At 37.8% G+C, this 19,691-nt stretch carries 25 protein-coding genes and 1 riboswitch; of the genes, 21 read left to right on the top strand and 4 right to left on the bottom strand.

Going from position 1 to position 19,691, the window contains the following annotated elements:
* The first annotated feature begins 77 nt into the window (after positions 1-77).
* The 4 genes from BAMA_RS22075 (at position 78) to BAMA_RS22060 (ending at position 2,160) form a co-directional block, all read left to right on the top strand.
* Complete coding sequence (locus tag BAMA_RS22075) at positions 78-797, top strand: MBL fold metallo-hydrolase (RefSeq protein WP_034643828.1); 720 nt, start codon at positions 78-80, stop codon at positions 795-797.
* Between the two features lie 4 nt (positions 798-801).
* A complete protein-coding gene (locus BAMA_RS22070; RefSeq protein WP_034643826.1) occupies positions 802-1,362 on the top strand; it encodes a TetR/AcrR family transcriptional regulator in 561 nt (186 codons plus the stop codon).
* Between the two features lie 34 nt (positions 1,363-1,396).
* Positions 1,397-1,594: a hypothetical protein gene (locus tag BAMA_RS22065; RefSeq protein WP_034643823.1), complete on the top strand. Its 198-nt coding sequence runs from the start codon at positions 1,397-1,399 to the stop codon at positions 1,592-1,594.
* A gap of 251 nt (positions 1,595-1,845) precedes the next feature.
* Positions 1,846-2,160 (top strand): ArsR/SmtB family transcription factor, encoded by a 315-nt coding sequence (locus BAMA_RS22060; RefSeq protein WP_034643820.1) that lies wholly within the window; start codon positions 1,846-1,848, stop codon positions 2,158-2,160.
* Between the two features lie 225 nt (positions 2,161-2,385).
* Here BAMA_RS22060 and BAMA_RS22055 read toward each other — a convergent pair whose 3' ends face one another.
* Positions 2,386-3,180, bottom strand: coding sequence for an arylamine N-acetyltransferase family protein (locus BAMA_RS22055; protein ID WP_034643817.1), 795 nt, complete (start codon positions 3,178-3,180; stop codon positions 2,386-2,388).
* A 16-nt stretch (positions 3,181-3,196) separates the two neighbouring features.
* Positions 3,197-3,841: a pentapeptide repeat-containing protein gene (locus BAMA_RS22050; protein ID WP_051759057.1), complete on the bottom strand. Its 645-nt coding sequence runs from the start codon at positions 3,839-3,841 to the stop codon at positions 3,197-3,199.
* Positions 3,842-3,974: 133 nt separating this feature from the next.
* Between BAMA_RS22050 and BAMA_RS22045 the strand changes: the two genes are divergently transcribed.
* Both BAMA_RS22045 and BAMA_RS22040 read left to right on the top strand, forming a co-directional pair.
* Positions 3,975-4,160 (top strand): hypothetical protein, encoded by a 186-nt coding sequence (locus tag BAMA_RS22045; RefSeq protein WP_034643815.1) that lies wholly within the window; start codon positions 3,975-3,977, stop codon positions 4,158-4,160.
* Between the two features lie 13 nt (positions 4,161-4,173).
* A complete protein-coding gene (locus BAMA_RS22040; RefSeq protein WP_034643812.1) occupies positions 4,174-4,422 on the top strand; it encodes a spore coat protein in 249 nt (82 codons plus the stop codon).
* A 10-nt stretch (positions 4,423-4,432) separates the two neighbouring features.
* Here the strand turns inward: BAMA_RS22040 and BAMA_RS22035 are convergent, their stop codons facing one another.
* Entirely contained in the window at positions 4,433-4,954 is a 522-nt protein-coding gene (locus BAMA_RS22035; RefSeq protein WP_034643811.1) for an SF0329 family protein, read from the bottom strand.
* A 221-nt stretch (positions 4,955-5,175) separates the two neighbouring features.
* Here BAMA_RS22035 and BAMA_RS22030 point away from each other — a divergent pair, with 221 nt between their 5' ends.
* A complete protein-coding gene (locus tag BAMA_RS22030; RefSeq protein WP_034643808.1) occupies positions 5,176-6,126 on the top strand; it encodes an L-lactate dehydrogenase in 951 nt (316 codons plus the stop codon).
* Positions 6,127-6,150: 24 nt separating this feature from the next.
* Entirely contained in the window at positions 6,151-7,164 is a 1,014-nt protein-coding gene (locus tag BAMA_RS22025; RefSeq protein ID WP_034643805.1) for a PTS sugar transporter subunit IIC, read from the top strand.
* A gap of 61 nt (positions 7,165-7,225) precedes the next feature.
* On the opposite strand, the gene BAMA_RS22020 is transcribed toward BAMA_RS22025, so the two are convergent.
* Complete coding sequence (locus tag BAMA_RS22020) at positions 7,226-7,876, bottom strand: phosphatase PAP2 family protein (RefSeq protein WP_034643802.1); 651 nt, start codon at positions 7,874-7,876, stop codon at positions 7,226-7,228.
* A gap of 702 nt (positions 7,877-8,578) precedes the next feature.
* Here BAMA_RS22020 and BAMA_RS22015 point away from each other — a divergent pair.
* The 13 genes from BAMA_RS22015 (at position 8,579) to sufB (ending at position 19,502) form a co-directional block, all read left to right on the top strand.
* Complete coding sequence (locus BAMA_RS22015; protein ID WP_034643799.1) at positions 8,579-8,944, top strand: arsenate reductase family protein; 366 nt, start codon at positions 8,579-8,581, stop codon at positions 8,942-8,944.
* 39 nt (positions 8,945-8,983) lie between these two features.
* Positions 8,984-9,367: a glycine cleavage system protein GcvH gene (gcvH, locus tag BAMA_RS22010; protein WP_034643797.1), complete on the top strand. Its 384-nt coding sequence runs from the start codon at positions 8,984-8,986 to the stop codon at positions 9,365-9,367.
* 363 nt (positions 9,368-9,730) lie between these two features.
* Complete coding sequence (locus BAMA_RS22005) at positions 9,731-10,075, top strand: toprim domain-containing protein (protein WP_034643794.1); 345 nt, start codon at positions 9,731-9,733, stop codon at positions 10,073-10,075.
* A 12-nt stretch (positions 10,076-10,087) separates the two neighbouring features.
* On the top strand, positions 10,088-10,387 hold the full coding sequence (locus tag BAMA_RS22000; protein WP_034643791.1) for a thioredoxin family protein: 300 nt from the start codon (positions 10,088-10,090) through the stop codon (positions 10,385-10,387).
* Between the two features lie 193 nt (positions 10,388-10,580).
* A complete protein-coding gene (locus BAMA_RS21995) occupies positions 10,581-10,925 on the top strand; it encodes a hypothetical protein (protein WP_034643787.1) in 345 nt (114 codons plus the stop codon).
* A 128-nt stretch (positions 10,926-11,053) separates the two neighbouring features.
* Positions 11,054-11,160: riboswitch (SAM riboswitch) on the top strand.
* Between the two features lie 97 nt (positions 11,161-11,257).
* Complete coding sequence (locus BAMA_RS21990; RefSeq protein ID WP_034643785.1) at positions 11,258-12,283, top strand: methionine ABC transporter ATP-binding protein; 1,026 nt, start codon at positions 11,258-11,260, stop codon at positions 12,281-12,283.
* Positions 12,276-12,941, top strand: a complete 666-nt coding sequence (locus BAMA_RS21985; RefSeq protein ID WP_034643782.1) for a methionine ABC transporter permease — start codon at positions 12,276-12,278, stop codon at positions 12,939-12,941. Before BAMA_RS21990 ends, BAMA_RS21985 begins: the two co-directional genes overlap by 8 nt.
* Before the next feature lie 28 nt (positions 12,942-12,969).
* Positions 12,970-13,776 (top strand): methionine ABC transporter substrate-binding lipoprotein MetQ, encoded by an 807-nt coding sequence (metQ, locus tag BAMA_RS21980; protein ID WP_034643779.1) that lies wholly within the window; start codon positions 12,970-12,972, stop codon positions 13,774-13,776.
* A gap of 539 nt (positions 13,777-14,315) precedes the next feature.
* Entirely contained in the window at positions 14,316-15,101 is a 786-nt protein-coding gene (gene sufC, locus BAMA_RS21975) for a Fe-S cluster assembly ATPase SufC (RefSeq protein ID WP_034643775.1), read from the top strand.
* A gap of 15 nt (positions 15,102-15,116) precedes the next feature.
* Positions 15,117-16,409 carry a Fe-S cluster assembly protein SufD gene (sufD, locus tag BAMA_RS21970; protein WP_034643773.1) on the top strand — a complete coding sequence of 431 codons (1,293 nt, stop codon included), beginning with the start codon at positions 15,117-15,119 and terminating at the stop codon, positions 16,407-16,409.
* Positions 16,409-17,629, top strand: a complete 1,221-nt coding sequence (sufS, locus tag BAMA_RS21965) for a cysteine desulfurase SufS (protein WP_034643772.1) — start codon at positions 16,409-16,411, stop codon at positions 17,627-17,629. Before sufD ends, sufS begins: the two co-directional genes overlap by 1 nt.
* A complete protein-coding gene (gene sufU / locus BAMA_RS21960; protein ID WP_034643767.1) occupies positions 17,619-18,050 on the top strand; it encodes a Fe-S cluster assembly sulfur transfer protein SufU in 432 nt (143 codons plus the stop codon). Before sufS ends, sufU begins: the two co-directional genes overlap by 11 nt.
* Positions 18,051-18,104: 54 nt before the next feature.
* The gene (gene sufB / locus BAMA_RS21955) at positions 18,105-19,502 is read left to right on the top strand and encodes a Fe-S cluster assembly protein SufB (RefSeq protein ID WP_034643764.1); all 1,398 of its coding nucleotides are present in this window, start codon (positions 18,105-18,107) and stop codon (positions 19,500-19,502) included.
* Positions 19,503-19,691: the final 189 nt, after the last annotated feature.

The following is a 19,691-nucleotide window of genomic DNA, read 5'->3' as shown; positions in this document are numbered from 1 at the left end:
AAAATCAGTAGACAAAACTAATGGTATTAGTTAAACTAAAACTAATACTATTAGTTTTGTGAGAGGGAGATGGAAAGATGCGTTTGACTCATGAGAAAACATTGTATCAATTGTCATTTTTACCGAGAGCTTTTCCTGTGAACTGTTACTTTGTGGAGGAAGAAGACCATTTAACGTTAGTTGATGCGGCTTTGCCTTATAGTGCAAAGTGTATTTTAGAAACAGCTAAAAAGATTGGAAAACCAATCCATCATATTGTATTAACACATGCGCATGATGACCATGTTGGCTCGTTAGATGCATTAAAAGAAGCATTGCCACATGCGAAAGTGTATATATCAAAGCGAGATGCCCGTTTATTACGCGGAGATAAAGCACTTGAAGAAGGGGATTTTGGTATGCCGATAAAAGGCGGTGTTCCAAAGAATATAAAGACAAAGCCAGATGTATTACTGCAAGATGGTGATCGCATTGGTTCATTACTTGCAATTGCCACGCCAGGGCATACACCAGGGTCGATGTCATTTTTAGACACGAGAAATCGCGCACTTATCGCTGGAGATGCATTGCAAACGAGAGGCGGAACAGGGATAGCAGGGCAGATGAAGTTTTTGTTCCCATTCCCAGCGATGGCAACGTGGAGTAAAGAAATTGCGCTGCAAAGTACAGAGAAACTATTGAGCCATGAACCATCGATACTTGCAGTTGGTCATGGAAAGATGTTAGTGAATCCAATAAACGAAATGGAAAAAGCAGTTGCAGAAGCGAAACGAAATTTTGGAATAAAGGTAGGTTAATTATATGTCACCAAGAGTTGGCCTTACATTGCAAAGGGTTGTTGCAACAGCAGAACATATTGCAGATACGAGCGGCTTACAAGAAGTAACGTTATCAGTATTAGCGAAAAGGCTTGGGGTACGGTCGCCATCTTTATACAATCATGTAAGCAACTTACATGATGTAAGAAAACATTTAGGAATCTCTGGTTTGGAAAAGTTGTATATGACTTTGAAGCGAGCTGTAGACGGAAAAGTAAAAGATGAGGCAATTTATGCTTTAGGGAAAGCATATGTATCATTTGTTCGTACACACCCTGGTTTATATGAGGCGACTTTTCTACAAGATGAAGAAGTTGGAAGAGCTGGAGATAAAATTGTGCAGCTTTGCTTATCTATATTGAAGCAGTATCATTTAGAAGAAGAAGAGGCATTGCATGCAACACGTGGGTTACGTAGTATTTGTCATGGATTTTCTTCACTTGAACAGCGCGGTGGATTTGGATTGCCTCTTCATGTCGATGAAAGTTTGGAGTTGTTGCTGGAGGCTTTCGTGAAAGGATTGCCGGAATTTCGGGACAAGTAGAGGTTCCAGTATTTTTTATAAGGGGTATGTATGAATGGATAGATGGTTTTTAAGTTGGTTTGTTTTTTGGCCAATTTGTTATTTTATCGTGCATGTAATTTTTAGAAATGAAGCAGCCGATGTATTATCTTTTCTTGGCGTTTACTATATGGGAATGAGTTTATATTACGCATTTGATCAATATGTTGAGAAGAAGAAAAAAGAGAAGCATAGTAAGACTGTCCGCAATTAGAAGGTAGTGGACGGTCTTTTTTTATCCCGCTATTTGCGGGCTGTGAGACCCCACTGAGTGAAGTTTCACTGTATGAAATGTCAGTAAGAGAATTGTGCACGAAAAAACTCCATATTAAACACATATTAACTTCATATGGATTACAACTTAAAAATGTATAATCCTATTATAAACATATTAAATTAATACAAAACACAAGGATTCATACTAAATATAACCAAATAAAAATAAAAGGGATAGGAGAATTTTTTATGACTACATATTTAAATCCAACTACTTTAAATGCAACGACAGAAAGTATCATTTCAGAGGAAGATGTGGAACTTCTAAAGGCGATGGCACATCCAATTCGCTTACGAATTATTAAAGAACTATGCAAACAACAATCATTTAACGTTACACAATTAACAGAGATGTTAAACCTTCCACAATCAACTGTATCTCAGCATCTTGCTAAGATGAGAGGAAAAATTGTGAAAGCAGAAAGAAAAGGAATCGAAATGTATTATTATGTTGCTAATTTAAATGCAAGCAAAATCATTAAGATTTTAGGATATTTAGATTAATTAATGTATATATAATGCTGTAAAGGCACAAATAAACTCCAATGAGTGGGAGATGGGACACCCACTCATTGGAGTTTATTTTATCCCGCTATTTGCGGGCTGTAAAACTCCCACCTCAAAACTTGAGGGAAGCGAAGAAGTTTAGGTGGGAGATAAACAGCCCGTAAAAGCCCGATTGGTTCAACTAACACTCAGTAGGGGACCCCACTGAGTGTTAGTTGAACTTTATAGTGATTGCACACCAAATACGCTACGTGATAGCTCAAAATATTGTTGAGGTGTAATCGCCTCTTTTTTCTTTTCACCGTTTTTGGTTAGTGTAAAACTTTCTTTTGTTAAAGAAGCATGCCCATCTTCAATAAGTTTGACGAGAATAGGAACTTTGTTAAAAGGTGACTGCTCATGTTCTACGATGATTTTTTGGGCAGCATTTACCTTTCTTTCATCAACTCCTTCAACATAAAACGCATAACCAATGCTCCACTCATTTGAATGAGCCGTATTTAGGAATTCGTGATTGTTTTTCATCTCCAATATATAGTTTCCTTTTTCAGTTGTTTCTTTTCGTATACGATAGTCTCCAGTAGTAGAATGTACCGTGTTTCCTGAAAACGGAACAGGAGCAAGTGGTAAATAAGATCCAAACCCTACTTCTATTAAATATAACTCACCATGATACTGTAAAATTGTTGCAATATGTCCCGAATCAACAGCCCATTTGTTAGCAGCAGCTTGATAAACCGTTCCGGATACGAGGTGAACATCAAAACCATAATCTTTTAGGAAGTAATACATAAGTGGATTCAATTCGTAGCATAAGCCACCACGCTTATTAGTTAAAATCTTTTCTTGTAGGTTCTCTTTAGAGATTTCTTTTGTCTTTCCTTCAATAATACTTAAATTTTCAAAAGGAACTGTTTGCGCCATTGCATGTAAAAGCTGAGGTAAATCTGTAAAGGAAATAGATTCTTTTTCTTTCATTTTTAATCGTTCAAAGAATTGTTTTTGAAAATTGGTCATCGGAATCGCCCCTTATTTATTCTTTCACTTTTAGCCCCATCATTGCTGCAAATCCGATTGCTTGTTCTGGTGATACTTCACATCCGTTTAACTCTTCAAATGAAACACTTAATCTTTGGAATGTGGAATTACTAAGGTCAATTCCTTTTAGTGATGTCCTTGCAAAATTTACTTCGTTTAAATCGCAATATGGAAAGTCTACTTTTTGAAATTTACATTCGTAGAAATCAGCACTTTGCATAGAGCAATGATCAAACCTTATTTGTTTTAAGCTAGCATAGCCAAACGAACTAAGGTTTAAGTTGCAATTTTCAAATTGAACATTCCCTAAATGTCCATCTGAAAGGTTAATACCTAGCATTTTAGAGTTTTTGAAATGAACTCTATGTATGATGCTTTTCATAAAATCAGCATTTGATAAATCACAGTTTTCGAAAATAACATCTGTTAACTCAATGTTTTGAAAAGATACATCATTAAAAGTTACGTTACGAAAGATGACTTTTGAGAATTCTGCTTTGTAAATTTCTTCTTCCGTAATAAAACAATCCTGAATCATACAGTTTGTAAGGTATGGCTCTTCTACATTATGTATATCGTGAAAGTTAATCGCGGGTAGATTTAATATGATTTTTGGTTTTTCAATTTTGATTTTTGACATAGCTTATTATCCTCACTTTCCTGTATATCTTTCATTATCCGGAATGTTACTTGCAAAATCAATCAACGTGCATACAATCCCATAATTCATTCCATAATAAGGGAGAATGAAAGAAGAAAGGGAGGCGTTGTTTATGCACAACTTAACGGAACTTGAAGTGGAAAATTTACGCCATTTAATTGGCGGTCATGGAACAATTATTCATAAGTTAGAACAATATGCACAAAATTGTACGGACCCACAGTTAAAATCGCTGCTACAAAAAGATATACAAGATGCACAAAATACAAAGCAGCAGTTAATGTCTTTTTTAGGATAGGAGTGAACGGAACATGAATGAAAAAGATATGGTAAATGATTATTTAGAAGGATTAAATGCGAGCTTGGCAAGTTATGCGGGTTATATTGCACAAACAAATGATGAACAGTTATATCAGGCGCTCATTCAAATTCGTAATCAAGATGAAGCACGTCAGCGCCATATGTACGAGTATGCGAAGCAAAAGAATTACTATCAGCCAGCTGCTCCGGCAAATCCAATGGTTGTTCAGCAGTTAAAAAGTCAATTACAACAAGGATAAGCGATCATGCTTATCCTTTTTTCATAGTTTCAGCTTCGAGGCGTATCTTGTAAAAATATTGTACAATTTCTGTTTCATTTTTGATTGTATCTCGCAGCTTTTGTAACGTTCGTTTCCCCACTCTTCTATCAAGTAAAGTTAGTACTTTTATGATGGTATTATTTGATTGTAAAGCAGATTCAATAGGGAGTTGGAAGTATTCTTCAACCTCCTTAAAAAATTCATATTGTGCAAAAAAGCCATCTTTATGAATGAGATCATAAGCGTTTTTTTGAATTTCTAAATTGCTCATTATTTCTCCTGTTTCATGAAGCCGTTCTTTAATTTCTATTTCTTTGTAGTACAGTTCTACAGTCGCCTTCAGTGTGCACATATTAAAGGCTTCTCTCTTATCAACAGTAATACAGGCCCTCCCTAACTGATCATGTGCTTTTCGGTAATTTATAATATGAAATTGTACTCTCCCTTGCAAAGATTCACATAAAAAGCTTTCTAAATGCTTCTTTAGTTTACTCCATTGCTGTTTTTTCACTGTTTTCACCTTCCTTATAGTGATTGTCAACTATTATATCTAAATTTTACAATTTAATGTAACAATTATGTCACAAAAATGTTCAGTTTTTCACAAAGTTTTCACCTTATTTGTGAATCCTTTCACAATTCATCCATAGTTTTCCAAGTGTTAACTCCATATAATAAAAAGTGTAAGGAGCAAACAACAAACAATTATAGTAAGGATTGGGAGAGATTATGATGAACAGAAATACGAGAAAAATTGCAATCATCGGAACAGGTTTAGTTGGATCAAGTTGTGCGTATTCTATTGTGAACCAAGGGGTTTGTGAAGAATTAGTATTAATCGATGTTAATCATGAACGCGCTGTAGGGGAAGCGATGGACTTATCACATTGTATTAACTTTACGAATACAAGAACAAAAGTATATGCTGGTGATTATTCAAATTGTAAAGATACAGATATCGTGATTATTACAGCAGGACCAGCACCAAAACCAGGACAAAGTCGTCTTGATACGTTAGGTGCAAGTGCGAAAATTATGGAAAGCATTGTTGCAGGTGTAATGGAAAGTGGATTTAACGGCATTTTCTTAATTGCCTCGAATCCAGTTGACATTATTACATATCAAGTTTGGAAGTTATCAGGTTTGCCAAGAAATCAAGTAATCGGTACAGGAACATCTTTAGATTCGTCTCGTTTAAAAACAATTTTATCAGACATGTTTGAAGTAGACCCTCGCAGTATCCACGGTTATGCACTTGGTGAGCATGGCGATTCTCAAATGGTTGCTTGGTCTCATGTGACAGTTGGTGGAAAACCAATGCTTGAAATTTTAGATGAGCAAAAAGAACGTTTTGCCAATGTTGACTTAGATGAAATTGTTGAAAAAACAGCAAAAGCAGGTTGGGAAATTTATCAACGTAAAGGTACAACGTATTATGGCATTGGTAACGCACTGGCGTATATTGCACGCTCTATTTTCAATGATGACCATCGTATTATCGCTGTTTCAGCTATTTTAGATGGAGAATACGGAGAAGCAGAAATTTGTACAGGTGTACCAGCAATTATTACACGTGAAGGTATAAAAGAGGTTGTAGAATTGAACTTAACAGAAGCAGAAGAAGAACGTTTCGCAAAATCAAATGATACATTGCGTGATTATATGAAAACAATCGGTTATTAATTATACAAGGAGAAGGTGAAAAACATGAAGGAATATATCATGCCCCGCGTCTTTAAAGGGTCCGCTGGTATTGCACAAGGTATATTCGTATCGCTCGGAATTGGATTATTAATTGAAAACATTGGACGTATTTTTGATATCCCAACGCTCATCACAATGGGGATCGTTGCGAAATCATTAATGGCACCAGCAATTGGTGCTGGAATCGCCTTTATGCTTGGTGCAAATGCGCTCGTTATCTTTTCGGCAATGGTAGCTGGGACAATTGGAGCAGGTGCGATTTCGATTACAGAGGCTGGCTTTATGATTAAAACAGGTGAACCAATTGGTGCGCTGTTAACAGCAACACTTGCTGTATACATTGGAAAACGAGTAAGCGGAAAGACTTCGCTTGATATGATGATTGTTCCATTTGCGGCAATTTTAGCTTCAGGCGTTGTTGGGATTTGGTTATCACAACATATCACTCCGATATTAAATATGGTCGGTGGATTTATTAAAGATAGTTCAGCAGGAAGTCCACTTGTTGCCTCTATCATATTATCTGTCGTATGGGGATTACTATTAATCTCTCCTGCTTCATCAGCAGCGCTTGCAATCGCGCTTAGCTTAGATGGAGTAGCTGGTGGTGCAGCTCTTGCTGGATGTGTCGCTCAGTTTATCGGGTTCTCTGTTATTTCAGCAAAAGAGAACAATTTAGGCGGCATTTTAGCACAAGCGCTTTGTACACCAAAAGTACAGCTTCCAAATATTACGAAGAATCCGATGATACTCATCCCAACTGTCGTCGCCAGCGCAATTGTTGGTCCTGTTTCAGCCCTCATCTTCCAAATTGAAGCAGGAAAAGAAATCGCTGGCCTTGGGTTAAGTTCTTTCATCGCCCCGATTAACTTAATTCAAACAGAAGGATTAAGCGTAGTACCAGCGATGGTGATTACGTACATTATTATTCCAGTTGCAGTATCTTACGTGCTATACATGGTACTTCGAAAAGCTGGACGCATTAAATCCGGTGACATGACTGTACCACAATCATAAGTGAGACGCCCCCTCTGACTTATAGAAAAAGCAGACTGAACATGCAGTCTGCTTTTTCCTATTATAATTTTATTTCACCAGCAGGTATTTGTACTTTTTCTTCTTTGTTAACAAATACAAATTGGAAGCCGTAATATAATACACTTGCTACTGCCATGCCAGAAATGACGTCTAAAATTGCATGCTGCTTTGTAAAAACAGTTGATACGATAATAAGTGTGCCGGCGATAGATAGCAGTGTAAATTCCCATTTATGTTCTTCTTTTCTTTTGTAAGCTGCTAGCATGATGACAAACGTTGTGAAAACGTGAATGCTTGGAAAACAGTTTACAGGCTGATCAGTCTCATAAATATAGCGAACTAACTGTGAAAAAATATCATTTCCAGTTACAGCTGGACGTGGCACAGTCGTTTGCCAAAAATAATAAATAATAAAGCAAACGAGCTTTCCAACAATGATACAACTCATTGTAATATAATACTGTATTCGATCAGCAAAGAAGTAATAAATAAGAACACCATATAAATAAGGAAACCAGAGTAAGTATGGAATAATGAACTCTTTTATGAATGGAATCCAATCATCAACGACTGTTGTGATAATAAACGCATTTTCTGTGGATTTATTTAAAACTTCATATAACGGGCTAATAAGTATAAGTGCGAGCATATAAGCAAATGGCTTAAAAGAAGACACTGTAATCTTTTTCATTATCATTCTCCTAGTTTATAGAAATTGCAGTAAACAGCATTGATTATAATATAGAAATGGAATAAAGGGTATCGATTTTCCTTACATTTTCTTTTGATAGCTTACATTTTTGTCACTTGACATAATCAAACGTTTGTTTAAATGGGAAGTACACTGTGAAGTACGTGTTTATCCCGCATTAACTGGCTGTAAGACTCCCACCTCAAAACTTAGAGGATTCAGAGAGGTTTAGGTGGGAGATTAACAACCCGTAAAAGCCCGATTGGTCGTGCTGACAATCAGTGGGGGATGGAGAAAACCCCCACTGATTGAAGTTTCACTTTATTGGTTAATTAAACGTTTGTTTAATTTTAGGTTCATCACTGTAACCTGGGGTTGATTTTTTGAAAATGGATTATTTTTTATACACGGAGCGGAGAGTGGCGACTCCTGCGGGAATAGCGAGGGAAGTGAGACCCGGCAGGCTTGCCGAGGAGGCTCGCTCTCGCCCGTGGAAAGCGCCCACTCGGAGTGGAGTGTACATCTATCTATATGTCACCCCCGTTTTTTGGTGATGAACCATATTTTATATAAAAATATAAATTTATTGCAGGAGAAACAAACATGACAGCGAAATAAGTTAAAGTTTGGATATTATTCGTTTGAAATAAGAAAATTTTTTCTATATGATAGGATTAAAGGATAGAAAAAGTAGGTGAAGATATGGCAGTAACATTTTATTCATATCCAAAGTGTGGTACATGTCAAAAAGCGAAGAAATGGTTCGAAACAAATGATGTGGCATATGAGATGATTCATATTGTTGAAAGTCCACCATCAAAAGAAGATTTACGTAATTTGCATGAGAAAAGTGAGTTGCCATTAAAGAAATTCTTCAATACGAGTGGTATGCGTTACCGTGAGCTTGGCTTAAAGGACAAGCTAAAGGATGCAAGTGAAGAAGAAATGTTAGATTTACTAGCTTCTGACGGTATGTTAATTAAAAGACCAATCGTAACAGATGGAAATGACGTAACAGTTGGCTTTAATGAAGAGCAATTTGCAAGCGTGTGGAAAAAGTACCAATAGGTATTTTTACATAATAATACATTCATTGGAGGTACAATCATGAGCATTCCAAATCAATTACGTTACTCTGAAGAACACGAGTGGGTAAAAGTTGAAGACAACAAAGCTACTATCGGTATCACACACTTCGCACAAGGCGAATTAGGCGACATCGTATTCGTCGAGCTTCCAGAGATTGGAGCTAGCATTCAAGTAAACGAGCCATTCGGTAGCGTAGAATCTGTTAAAACAGTTTCTGAATTATACGCACCTGTAACTGGTAAAGTTGTTGCAATTAACGAAGAATTAGATGCACAACCAGAACTTGTGAACGAATCTCCATACGAAGGTGCATGGATGATTGAAATTGAACTTGAAGATGCATCTGAGCTTGAAAAATTAATGTCTGCAGAGAAATATGCAGAAATGATTAATCAAGACTAATACGGAAAGGACAGCTTAAGGCTGTCCTTTTTTGTTTTTTTACTTGTTTTGTTGCACTACTCTGCGCGGAATTTGTCGGAGAGTGCAGAATAGCCGAAAGACCATTGAGAATAGCCGATAAAGTGATGGGAATAGCCGAAAGACCATCGGAAATGGCCGATAAAGTGATAAAAATAGCCGATAAAATAGTGAACGAGCCGCTTCCGCTTTTCCAGTGCCCAGCTCCGCCTCTTAGCCGTCAGGGCTGAACAGTCGGCTCCGCTTTTCTTGTAAAAATAAACAGGAAACAACATGAGAATATCGAATATAATATATACTAAAGTTAAGGTTGTATTATAGTTTATGGTGATCGGGTGATGGCAGATGGTTTATGTAGAGAAAGTCATTATTGTCGAAGGAAGATCAGATAAGAGAAAAATTGAAACGATTATTCGGGAGCCTGTGGAAATTGTTTGTACAAATGGTACAATTAGTTTGTCAAAGATGGATGAGCTTATTGATCAGTTGTACGATAAGGAAGTGTATGTGCTTGTCGATGCGGATGATGCAGGTGAGAAGTTAAGAAAACAGTTTCGCCGCGAATTTCCGCAAGCAGAGCATATATATATCGATCGGTCGTACCGTGAAGTAGCGACTGCACCTTCTTATCATTTAGCAAATGTACTACTAGGAGCTGACATTGACGTTTACACACAATATTTACGGTAAGGATTGATACAAATGTTAGAATGGACAGGGGCTGAAGCTACCGATGCGGTTATAAAACGTGATAAAACAATTTTGTACGTGTATACACCGATGTGTGGTACGTGCCAAGTTGCGAAAAAAATGTTAACCGTTGTAGAGGCAGCGTTATCCCATGTAGAAGTGGGGATGCTTGATTTGAACTATGCACCTCATTTTGCACGCGATTATGAAATTGAAAGTGTTCCATGTTTGCTTATATTTGAGCAAGGGAAACTTGTGAAAAAAATATATGCGTTTCATTCTGTGGAATATTTATATAATGAATTGAAATAAGCGAAAAAGCGGCTTGGGTAGAATGATGGACCTTTTATGGTTTGTTCTATTCAAGCCGCTTTCACTTAAAATGACACATTTCTTGTTAAATGGAGATGTATGTCAAAGTATTTGTCGAGGGAATGTTACAGGATTACGTCTATTCTAGATGGAATGGTATTATGTAGAACACGAGATGAGGAGCGTGAGAAGGATGCGATTATGTTCGTTGCTTACGTCTTTTGTAACATATGCGAATTCACAAAGCCATCTAGAACCACTTTTTCCAAGGTTTGAGCGTACTGTTTGTTTCGTTTTTCAAGACGAATGTTATTCTTTAAAAATAGCAAGAAACGGTATAGAGCTTATAGAAGGATCAGCTGGTGCAAACCAAATTACGTTTGTATATGAAGATAGTCTGTTCTTACTATTGAGCGGAAAAGTAAAGCTACAATCATTGATTAAAGCAAAAAGTGTTACGTACAGAGGAACGTACCGAACAATGCTGTTGTTAGAATCAATCTTTCATATGTGTAAGCCAATGAAAGTAGGTGCTTAATTGTTAGAATCTTTATTTTAAACGAAAATTTCTGTTGACACGTATTCTTTATATTGTTACAATTCGAAACATAAAAACAAATAAAAAATTTAATATTTAAAAATCAGATTAATCATATATCTGATTTTCTCTTATCAAGAGAGGTGGAGGGACTGTGCCCGATGAAGCCCGGCAACCGTCAACGATGTTGAAATGGTGCCAATTCCTGCAAAGCGTATGCTTTGAGAGATGAGAGAAAGGGATACTTATTGTATACGTAAAACCTTTCTGCTCGTGTCTAGCAGAAAGGTTTTTTTATTTCAGCGGTAAGAATGTGGGGAGGATAAACTACTATGATTCGGTTAGAAAACGTAAAGAAAATATATCGCTCCAAAAACGGTGATGTAACCGCTGTGGAGAATGCGAATTTAAAAATAGAGAAGGGTGAAATTTTTGGAGTAATTGGATATAGCGGGGCGGGGAAAAGCTCACTTATTCGCTTATTTAATCAGCTTGAGAAGCCAACGTCTGGAACAATTACGATTGGTGAGCGTGTCATCTCCACGATTACCGGAAGAGAGCTAAGAGAGGCACGACAAGAAATCGGTATGATTTTTCAGCACTTCAACTTGCTTTGGTCACGAACGGTTCGTGAGAATATTGCATTTCCACTGGAAATCGCAGGAGTATCAAGAGCACAGCAACGTGAGCGTGTTGATGAGCTTATTCGGTTAGTTGGGCTTGAAGGAAGAGAAGATGCCTATCCATCCCAGCTAAGCGGTGGACAGAAGCAACGCGTTGGAATTGCAAGAGCGCTTGCGAACAACCCAAAAGTACTGCTTTGTGATGAGGCAACGTCAGCACTCGATCCAGAAACAACAGATCAAATTTTAGAGTTGCTTCTTGATATTAATAAGCGACTCGGTTTAACCATCGTCTTAATTACACATGAAATGCATGTTATTCAAAAGATTTGTAACCGAGTTGCTGTTATGGAGAAAGGAAAAATCGTTGAGAGTGGCACTGTACTGGATGTGTTCCGTAACCCACAGCAAGAGGTAACAAAACGCTTTGTAAAACAAGTGACAAGTTTTGAAGAAGCGCATGACACGATTGAGAGCGTCGTTGAGAAATACCCAGATGGCAAAGTCATCAAATTACAATTTATTGGTGAAGCGGTTGAAAGGCCGGTGCTTCAACAATTAATGAAGCAAGATGATATTGAAGTAAGTATTTTACAAGGAAATATTGCACAAACGACAAGCGGTGCATATGGAAGCTTACTTGTTCACTTAAAAGGTGAAGAAAGTGTAGTGAAGAAGGCAATTGCAATTGTGCAACAAGAGCAAGTAGAAGTGGAGGTGATTGCACATGGATAAATGGTTTCCAAATGTATATTGGGATGAAATGATGGGGGCAACAGTAGAGACACTTTACATGACAGCAATTGCGACAACTGCAACATTTGTATTTGGATTACTTTTAGGACTTTTACTCTTTTTAACGTCGAAAGATAACTTATGGGAAAACAAACCAATTAACGCTGTAGTGGGGGCGTTTGTAAATACGTTCCGTTCAATTCCATTTATCATTTTAATTATTTTATTAATTCCATTTACACAGCTTGTTGTCGGGACAATGCTTGGCGCAAGCGCAGCGTTACCAGCACTTATTATTGGGGCGGCACCATTTTATGCAAGGATGGTTGAAATTGCACTTCGTGAAATTGATAAAGGTGTCATTGAAGCATCAAAATCGATGGGAGCAAAAACAAGCACAATTATTTGGAAAGTGTTAATTCCTGAGTCATTACCAGCACTTATTTCTGGTATTACAGTAACAGCAATTGCTCTTGTTGGTTATACAGCGATGGCAGGTGTTGTTGGAGCAGGTGGACTTGGAACACTTGCATTTTTAGAAGGATTCCAACGAGGAAATGGCGATGTTACGCTTGTTGCAACAGTTCTTATTTTGCTCATCGTATTTACAATTCAATTGCTTGGTGACCGCGTAACACATCGTATTGATAAAAGATAAAACATATAAAAAGAGAGGATGTTTACACATGAAAAAATTAGTACTTTCAGCTCTTACGGCTGTATCAGTTTTTGCATTAGCTGCTTGTGGAGGGAAGGAAGAGAGTAAGCTTGTCGTTGGTGCTTCTAATGAACCACATGCTGTTATTTTGAAAGAGGCGCAGCCATTGCTTGAGAAAAAAGGAATCGACTTAGAAATTAAGAAATTCCAAGATTACGTGCTTCCAAATAAAGCATTAGCTGATAAAGATTTAGATGCAAACTACTTCCAGCACATTCCGTACTTAGAAAAAGAAATTGCAGATAAAGGTTATAAATTTGTAAATGCAGGGAAGATTCATATTGAGCCGATGGGCATTTATTCAAAGAAATATAAAGATTTAAAAGACCTGCCAAATGAAGCAACAATTATTATGGGAAATAACGTATCAGAGCGCGGTCGTATGCTGGGGCTTCTTGAAAAAGCTGGTGTTATTAAATTAAAAGAAGGTATTGATGTCGTAAAAGCAACAGAGAAAGATATTGTAGAAAATCCGAAGAATTTAAAGTTCAAAACAGATGTTGAGCCAGGTTTAACACCGAAGTTATATGAGAATAATGAAGGTGATGCATTATTTATTAATGCAAACTACGCGTTAGATGCGGATTTAAACCCAGCGAAAGATGCGGTTGTTGTGGAAGGTTCAGAGTCACCATATGCAAATATTATTGCAGTTCGTAAAGGTGATGAAAATAAAAAAGAAATTAAAGCACTTGTAGAAGTGTTACATTCGAAAGAAATTCAAGATTTTATTGAGAAAGAATACAAAGGTTTAGTTATTCCGGTAAAAGAATAAGAGTAAGAAAAGAGGGTTGAAAATATCAACCCTTTTTTCTTTATATAAATAGGAAGAAATGTGTATCATAGTAGGATGTGAAATAGAAGAAGAGCATCCGTTTTCTCTGTAGGATAGAAGAGAAGTTTCCTTTATTACCGGAATCTGCGGTTGGTTTTTTGAAAATGAATTCTTTTTCATACACGGAGCGGAGAGTGGCGACTTCCGCGGAAAGCGCCCACTCAGAGTGGAGTGTACACCTATCTTTTGGTGATGAACCTTAAAAAATTATAGCCTGAAAAAGAAGAAATTCACTCACTTTCTTCTGGGATTCTAATGTCTGATGTGTTAAAAAGCTCTGAATGCTGTCACCATATAAGGAAAGTTATTTTAATCAATTAAATAAAGAAGTTTCTTTTCTATTTCAAAAAAATTGTTACTTTTTCACATCATTTGCGATATCATTTTATTTGATATAAAATTAGAATGAGAATAAAATGAGAATGTGAATGTTTTAGGAATTTTTAAAATGTATATAGAGGATTATTGGAGGTATTGAGATGGCTGGTTCTACATTAACGATTAAAGACTTACACGTGTCAATCGATGGCAAAGAAATTTTAAAAGGTGTAAACCTTGAAGTAAAAGGTGGAGAAATCCACGCAATTATGGGACCTAACGGAACAGGTAAATCAACTTTATCTTCTGCGATTATGGGTCACCCAAAGTATGAAGTAACAGAAGGAAGCATCATCATCGACGGTGAAGATGTGTTAGAAATGGAAGTAGATGAGCGTGCACAAGCTGGTCTGTTTTTAGCAATGCAATATCCAAGTGAAATTAGCGGTGTTACAAACGCTGACTTCTTACGTTCTGCAATCAATGCACGTCGTGAAGAAGGTGATGAAATTTCTCTTATGAAATTCATCCGTACATTAGATAAAAACATGGAATTCCTAGAAATGGATCCAGAAATGGCACAACGCTACTTAAACGAAGGTTTCTCTGGTGGTGAGAAGAAGCGTAACGAAATTCTTCAATTAATGATGATCGAGCCAAAAATCGCAATTTTAGACGAAATCGATTCTGGTCTTGATATCGATGCATTAAAAGTTGTATCAAAAGGTATTAACCAAATGCGCGGCGAAGACTTCGGTTGCTTAATGATTACGCACTACCAACGTTTATTAAACTACATCACTCCAGATCACGTTCACGTTATGATGAACGGTCGCATCGTAAAATCTGGTGGTCCAGAATTAGCACAGCGCCTAGAAGCTGAAGGTTACGACTGGATTAAGAAAGAATTAGGTATTGAAGACGAAGCTGAAGAGCAACAAGCGTAAGAGAGGAGCATAACTATGACAATTGGTACATTACCATTCGATCAAGATACTATCCGTCAGCGTGCAAGCGAAACAAATGAAGCTGCTTGGTTGACTGAGTTCCGCTTACAAGCTCTTGCAAAGGCTACTGAACTTTCAATGCCAACGCCGGATAAAACGAAAATTGACAAATGGGACTTTATCGGAAAAGGACAAACGCCAGCTGTAGAGGCGGTACGTTCTTTCGAAGAGCTTCCTGAAGATGTGAAAAACTTAATCGACGAAAACAATAACGTTCTTGTACAACGTGCAGGTACAACTGCATTCGTTTCTTTATCTGAAGAGGCGAAAGAAAAAGGCGTTATTTTTACAGATATGATCACAGCTGCAACTGAGCATGCTGACTTAGTACAAAAGTACTTAATGAAGGACGGCGTAAAAGTAGATGAGCACCGTCTAACAGCAATTCATGCAGCATTAATGAACGGTGGAGCATTCGTATATGTTCCGAAAAACGTTGTACTTGAAACACCACTTCAAGCGGTATTTTTAGTAGATAACGAAGAAGTAAACATGTATAACCACGTATTATTTGTAGCAGATGCAAACAGCTCTGCAACATATGTGGAAAACTACGTAGCAAATGAAAATGCTGCTGGTATTGCAAATATCGTAGCAGAAGTAATTGTTGAAGCTGGCGCACAAGTGAAATTTGGTGCTGTTGACTTATTAGCAAAAGGTATAACATCTTACGTAAATCGCCGCGGTATTATCGGCCGTGACGGACGCGTTGAGTGGGCACTTGGTCTTATGAACGATGGAGATACAATCTCTGAGAACGTAACGAACTTAATCGGTGACGGTTCATTTGCTGATACGAAAACAGTAACAATCGGACGCGGTGAGCAAACGCAAAACTTTACAACAAAAGTGGTTCACTTCGGTAAACATTCTGAAGGATGGATTTTAAAACACGGTGTTCAAAAAGATAGCGCAACATCTATCTTTAACGGAATCGGTAAAATTGAACACGGTGCATCAAAATCTAATGCACAGCAATCTTCTCGCGTTCTTATGTTAAATGAGAAAGCTCGCGGAGATGCAAATCCAATTCTTTTAATTGACGAAGATGATGTAATGGCAGGTCACGCAGCTTCTGTTGGCCGCGTTGATCCAACACAACTATACTACTTAATGAGCCGTGGTATTCCGAAGAAGGAAGCAGAGCGTTTAGTCATCCATGGTTTCTTAGCACCAGTAGTTAACGAACTTCCAATTGAAGGAGTAAAAGCACAGCTTGTTGAGGTAATTGAAAGGAAAGTGCGCTAATGAATATTCATGAAATACGCAAACAGTTTCCAATTCTTGATCAAAAGGTGAACGGCAAACAACTTGTTTATTTCGACAGCGCAGCAACTTCACAAAAACCAATTCAAGTGATTGAAACGTTAGAACGTTACTATAAAGAGTACAACTCTAACGTCCATCGCGGTGTTCATACGCTCGGTACGAAAGCGACCGATGCGTATGAAGGCGCACGCGAGAAAGTTCGCAAATTCATCAATGCTAAATCGATGGAAGAGATTATTTTCACGCGTGGCACGACAACCGCATTAAATACAGTAGCAGCAAGTTATGCAATGGATAATGTAAAAGAAGGCGATGAAATCGTTATTTCTTATATGGAGCACCATAGTAACATTATCCCATGGCAACAAGTTGCGAAACGTACGGGTGCAACGCTAAAGTATCTTCCGCTTCAGCCGGATGGAACGATTTCGTTAGAGGACGCTCGTCAAACAATTACACCAAATACGAAAATCGTTTCAATTATGTATGTTTCAAACGTACTTGGAACGATTAATCCTGTAAAAGAAATCGGAGCAATTGCACATGAAAACGGCGCAATTATGGTCGTTGACGGTGCGCAAAGTACACCGCATATGAAAGTTGATGTACAAGATTTAAACTGTGATTTCTATACGTTATCCGCTCATAAAATGTGCGGGCCTACAGGTATCGGCGTATTATATGGTAAGAAAGAATTGCTTAACAATATGGAGCCAATTGAATTTGGTGGTGAAATGATCGACTTTGTAGATTTACAAGAATCTACATGGAAAGAGCTTCCGTGGAAATTTGAAGCAGGGACACCGATTATCGGCAATGCAATCGGTCTTGGCGCTGCGATTGATTTCCTAGAAGAAATCGGTCTTGATAATATTGAGAAGCATGAACATGAATTAGCGCAGTACGCTTTAGAAAGACTATCAGAAGTAGATGGCGTAACGATTTATGGTCCAAAGCATCGCGCTGGTCTTGTTACATTTAATATTGAAGACGTACATCCGCATGATGTTGCGACAGTATTAGATGTAGAAGGAATTGCGGTTCGCGCAGGACATCACTGTGCACAACCGCTTATGAAGTGGTTAAAAGCTTCTTCTACAGCACGTGCAAGCTTCTATTTATATAATACAAAAGAAGAAATTGATACATTTGTTGAAGCGCTATTGAAAACAAAGGAGTATTTCACAAATGTCATTTAATAATTTAGATACGTTATACCGCCAAGTAATCATGGATCATTACAAAAATCCACGTAACCATGGCGTGTTAGAAGATAGTGTGACTGTCAACTTGAACAATCCAACTTGCGGTGATCGTATTCAACTTACGATGAAAGTCGAAGATGGTATTGTGCAAGAAGCGAAGTTTGAAGGAGAAGGTTGTTCCATCTCAATGTCTTCAGCTTCGATGATGACACAAGCGGTAAAAGGAAAGAAAATTGAAGAGGCGTTAAAGCTATCTCAAATTTTCTCTGATATGATGCTAGGAAAAGAGTACGATGACAGCGTAGATTTAGGAGATATTGAAGCACTGCAAGGTGTATGCAAGTTCCCTGCACGTATTAAATGTGCAACATTAGCTTGGAAAGCACTTGAAAAAGGCTTACACGAGGATAAGTAATAAATAGGAACAAGGCTCCAAAATGCGAGGTTATCTAAGGAGGGACATACCAACATGGCGAAACAGCTGCCAGATATCGGCGATTACAAATATGGTTTCAAAGATAAAGACGTTTCAATCTTCCGTGCTGGGCGCGGTTTAACGAAAGAAATCGTTGAAGAAATCTCAAAAATGAAAGAAGAACCACAGTGGATGTTAGACTTCCGTTTAAAATCACTGGATAAGTTCTATGAAATGCCAATGCCACAGTGGGGCGGAGACTTAAATGACTTAGACTTTGATGAAATTACGTATTACGTAAAACCATCTGAGAAGTCTGAGAAGTCTTGGGATGAAGTACCTGACGAAATTAAAGCAACATTTGATAAATTAGGTATTCCAGAAGCTGAGCAAAAATATTTAGCGGGTGTATCTGCACAGTACGAATCTGAAGTTGTATACCACAACATGAAAGAAGACCTAGAAGAACTAGGAATCGTCTTCAAAGATACAGATAGCGCATTAAAAGAAAACGAAGATATTTTCCGTGAGCACTTCGGAAAAGTAATCCCACCAACAGATAACAAATTCTCTGCATTAAACTCTGCAGTTTGGTCTGGTGGATCATTCATCTACGTTCCAAAAGGTATAAAAGTTGATACACCACTTCAAGCGTATTTCCGTATTAACTCTGAAAATATGGGACAGTTCGAGCGTACGCTTATCATCGTAGACGAAGGCGCACATGTACACTATGTAGAAGGTTGTACAGCACCTGTTTACACAACAAACTCATTACACAGTGCGGTAGTAGAAATCATCATTAAGAAGGACGCATATTGCCGTTATACAACAATCCAAAACTGGGCGAACAACGTATACAACCTAGTTACAAAGCGTGCGGTTTGTGAAGAAAACGCAACGATGGAATGGATTGACGGTAACATCGGTTCTAAATTAACGATGAAATACCCAGCTGTTATCTTAAAAGGCGAAGGCGCTCGTGGTTTAACATTATCTATCGCGATTGCTGGTAAAGGCCAACACCAAGATGCGGGTGCGAAAATGATTCACTTAGCACCGAACACATCTTCAACAATCGTTTCTAAATCGATTGCAAAACATGGTGGTAAAGTAACATACCGTGGTATCGTACAGTTCGGACCAAAAGCGAAAAACTCTCGCTCTAACATCGAGTGTGACACGTTACTAATGGATAACCAATCAACATCTGATACAATTCCTTACAACGAAATCAAAAATGATTACGTTTCACTTGAGCACGAAGCGAAAGTATCAAAAGTATCAGAAGAACAATTATTCTACCTAATGAGCCGTGGTATTTCTGAGCAAGAAGCAACAGAAATGATCGTAATGGGCTTCATCGAGCCATTTACTCGCGAACTTCCAATGGAGTACGCAGTAGAAATGAACCGTCTAATCAAGTTTGAGATGGAAGGTTCTATTGGTTAATAATTAAAAGTGGAGGTGGCACGTACAGCTCTGACCGGCTAAGGTTCTTTCGTACAGAAAGTGTTCTTTACTTTCTTGTGCGGAAGGTTCTTAGACGCGAAGAGCTTGCCACCGGAACTGGATAGATTAAAGTGGAAGCGTCCTGTTTAACAGGACGCTTCACTTTGTTGAAAAAAGATTTTGTCAAGA

Source organism: Bacillus manliponensis, from assembly GCF_000712595.1.
GTDB classification, from domain to species: Bacteria; Bacillota; Bacilli; order Bacillales; family Bacillaceae_G; genus Bacillus_A; species Bacillus_A manliponensis.
Note: the sequence above shows the minus strand (reverse complement) of the source record. Positions and strands in the feature narration are given on the sequence as shown.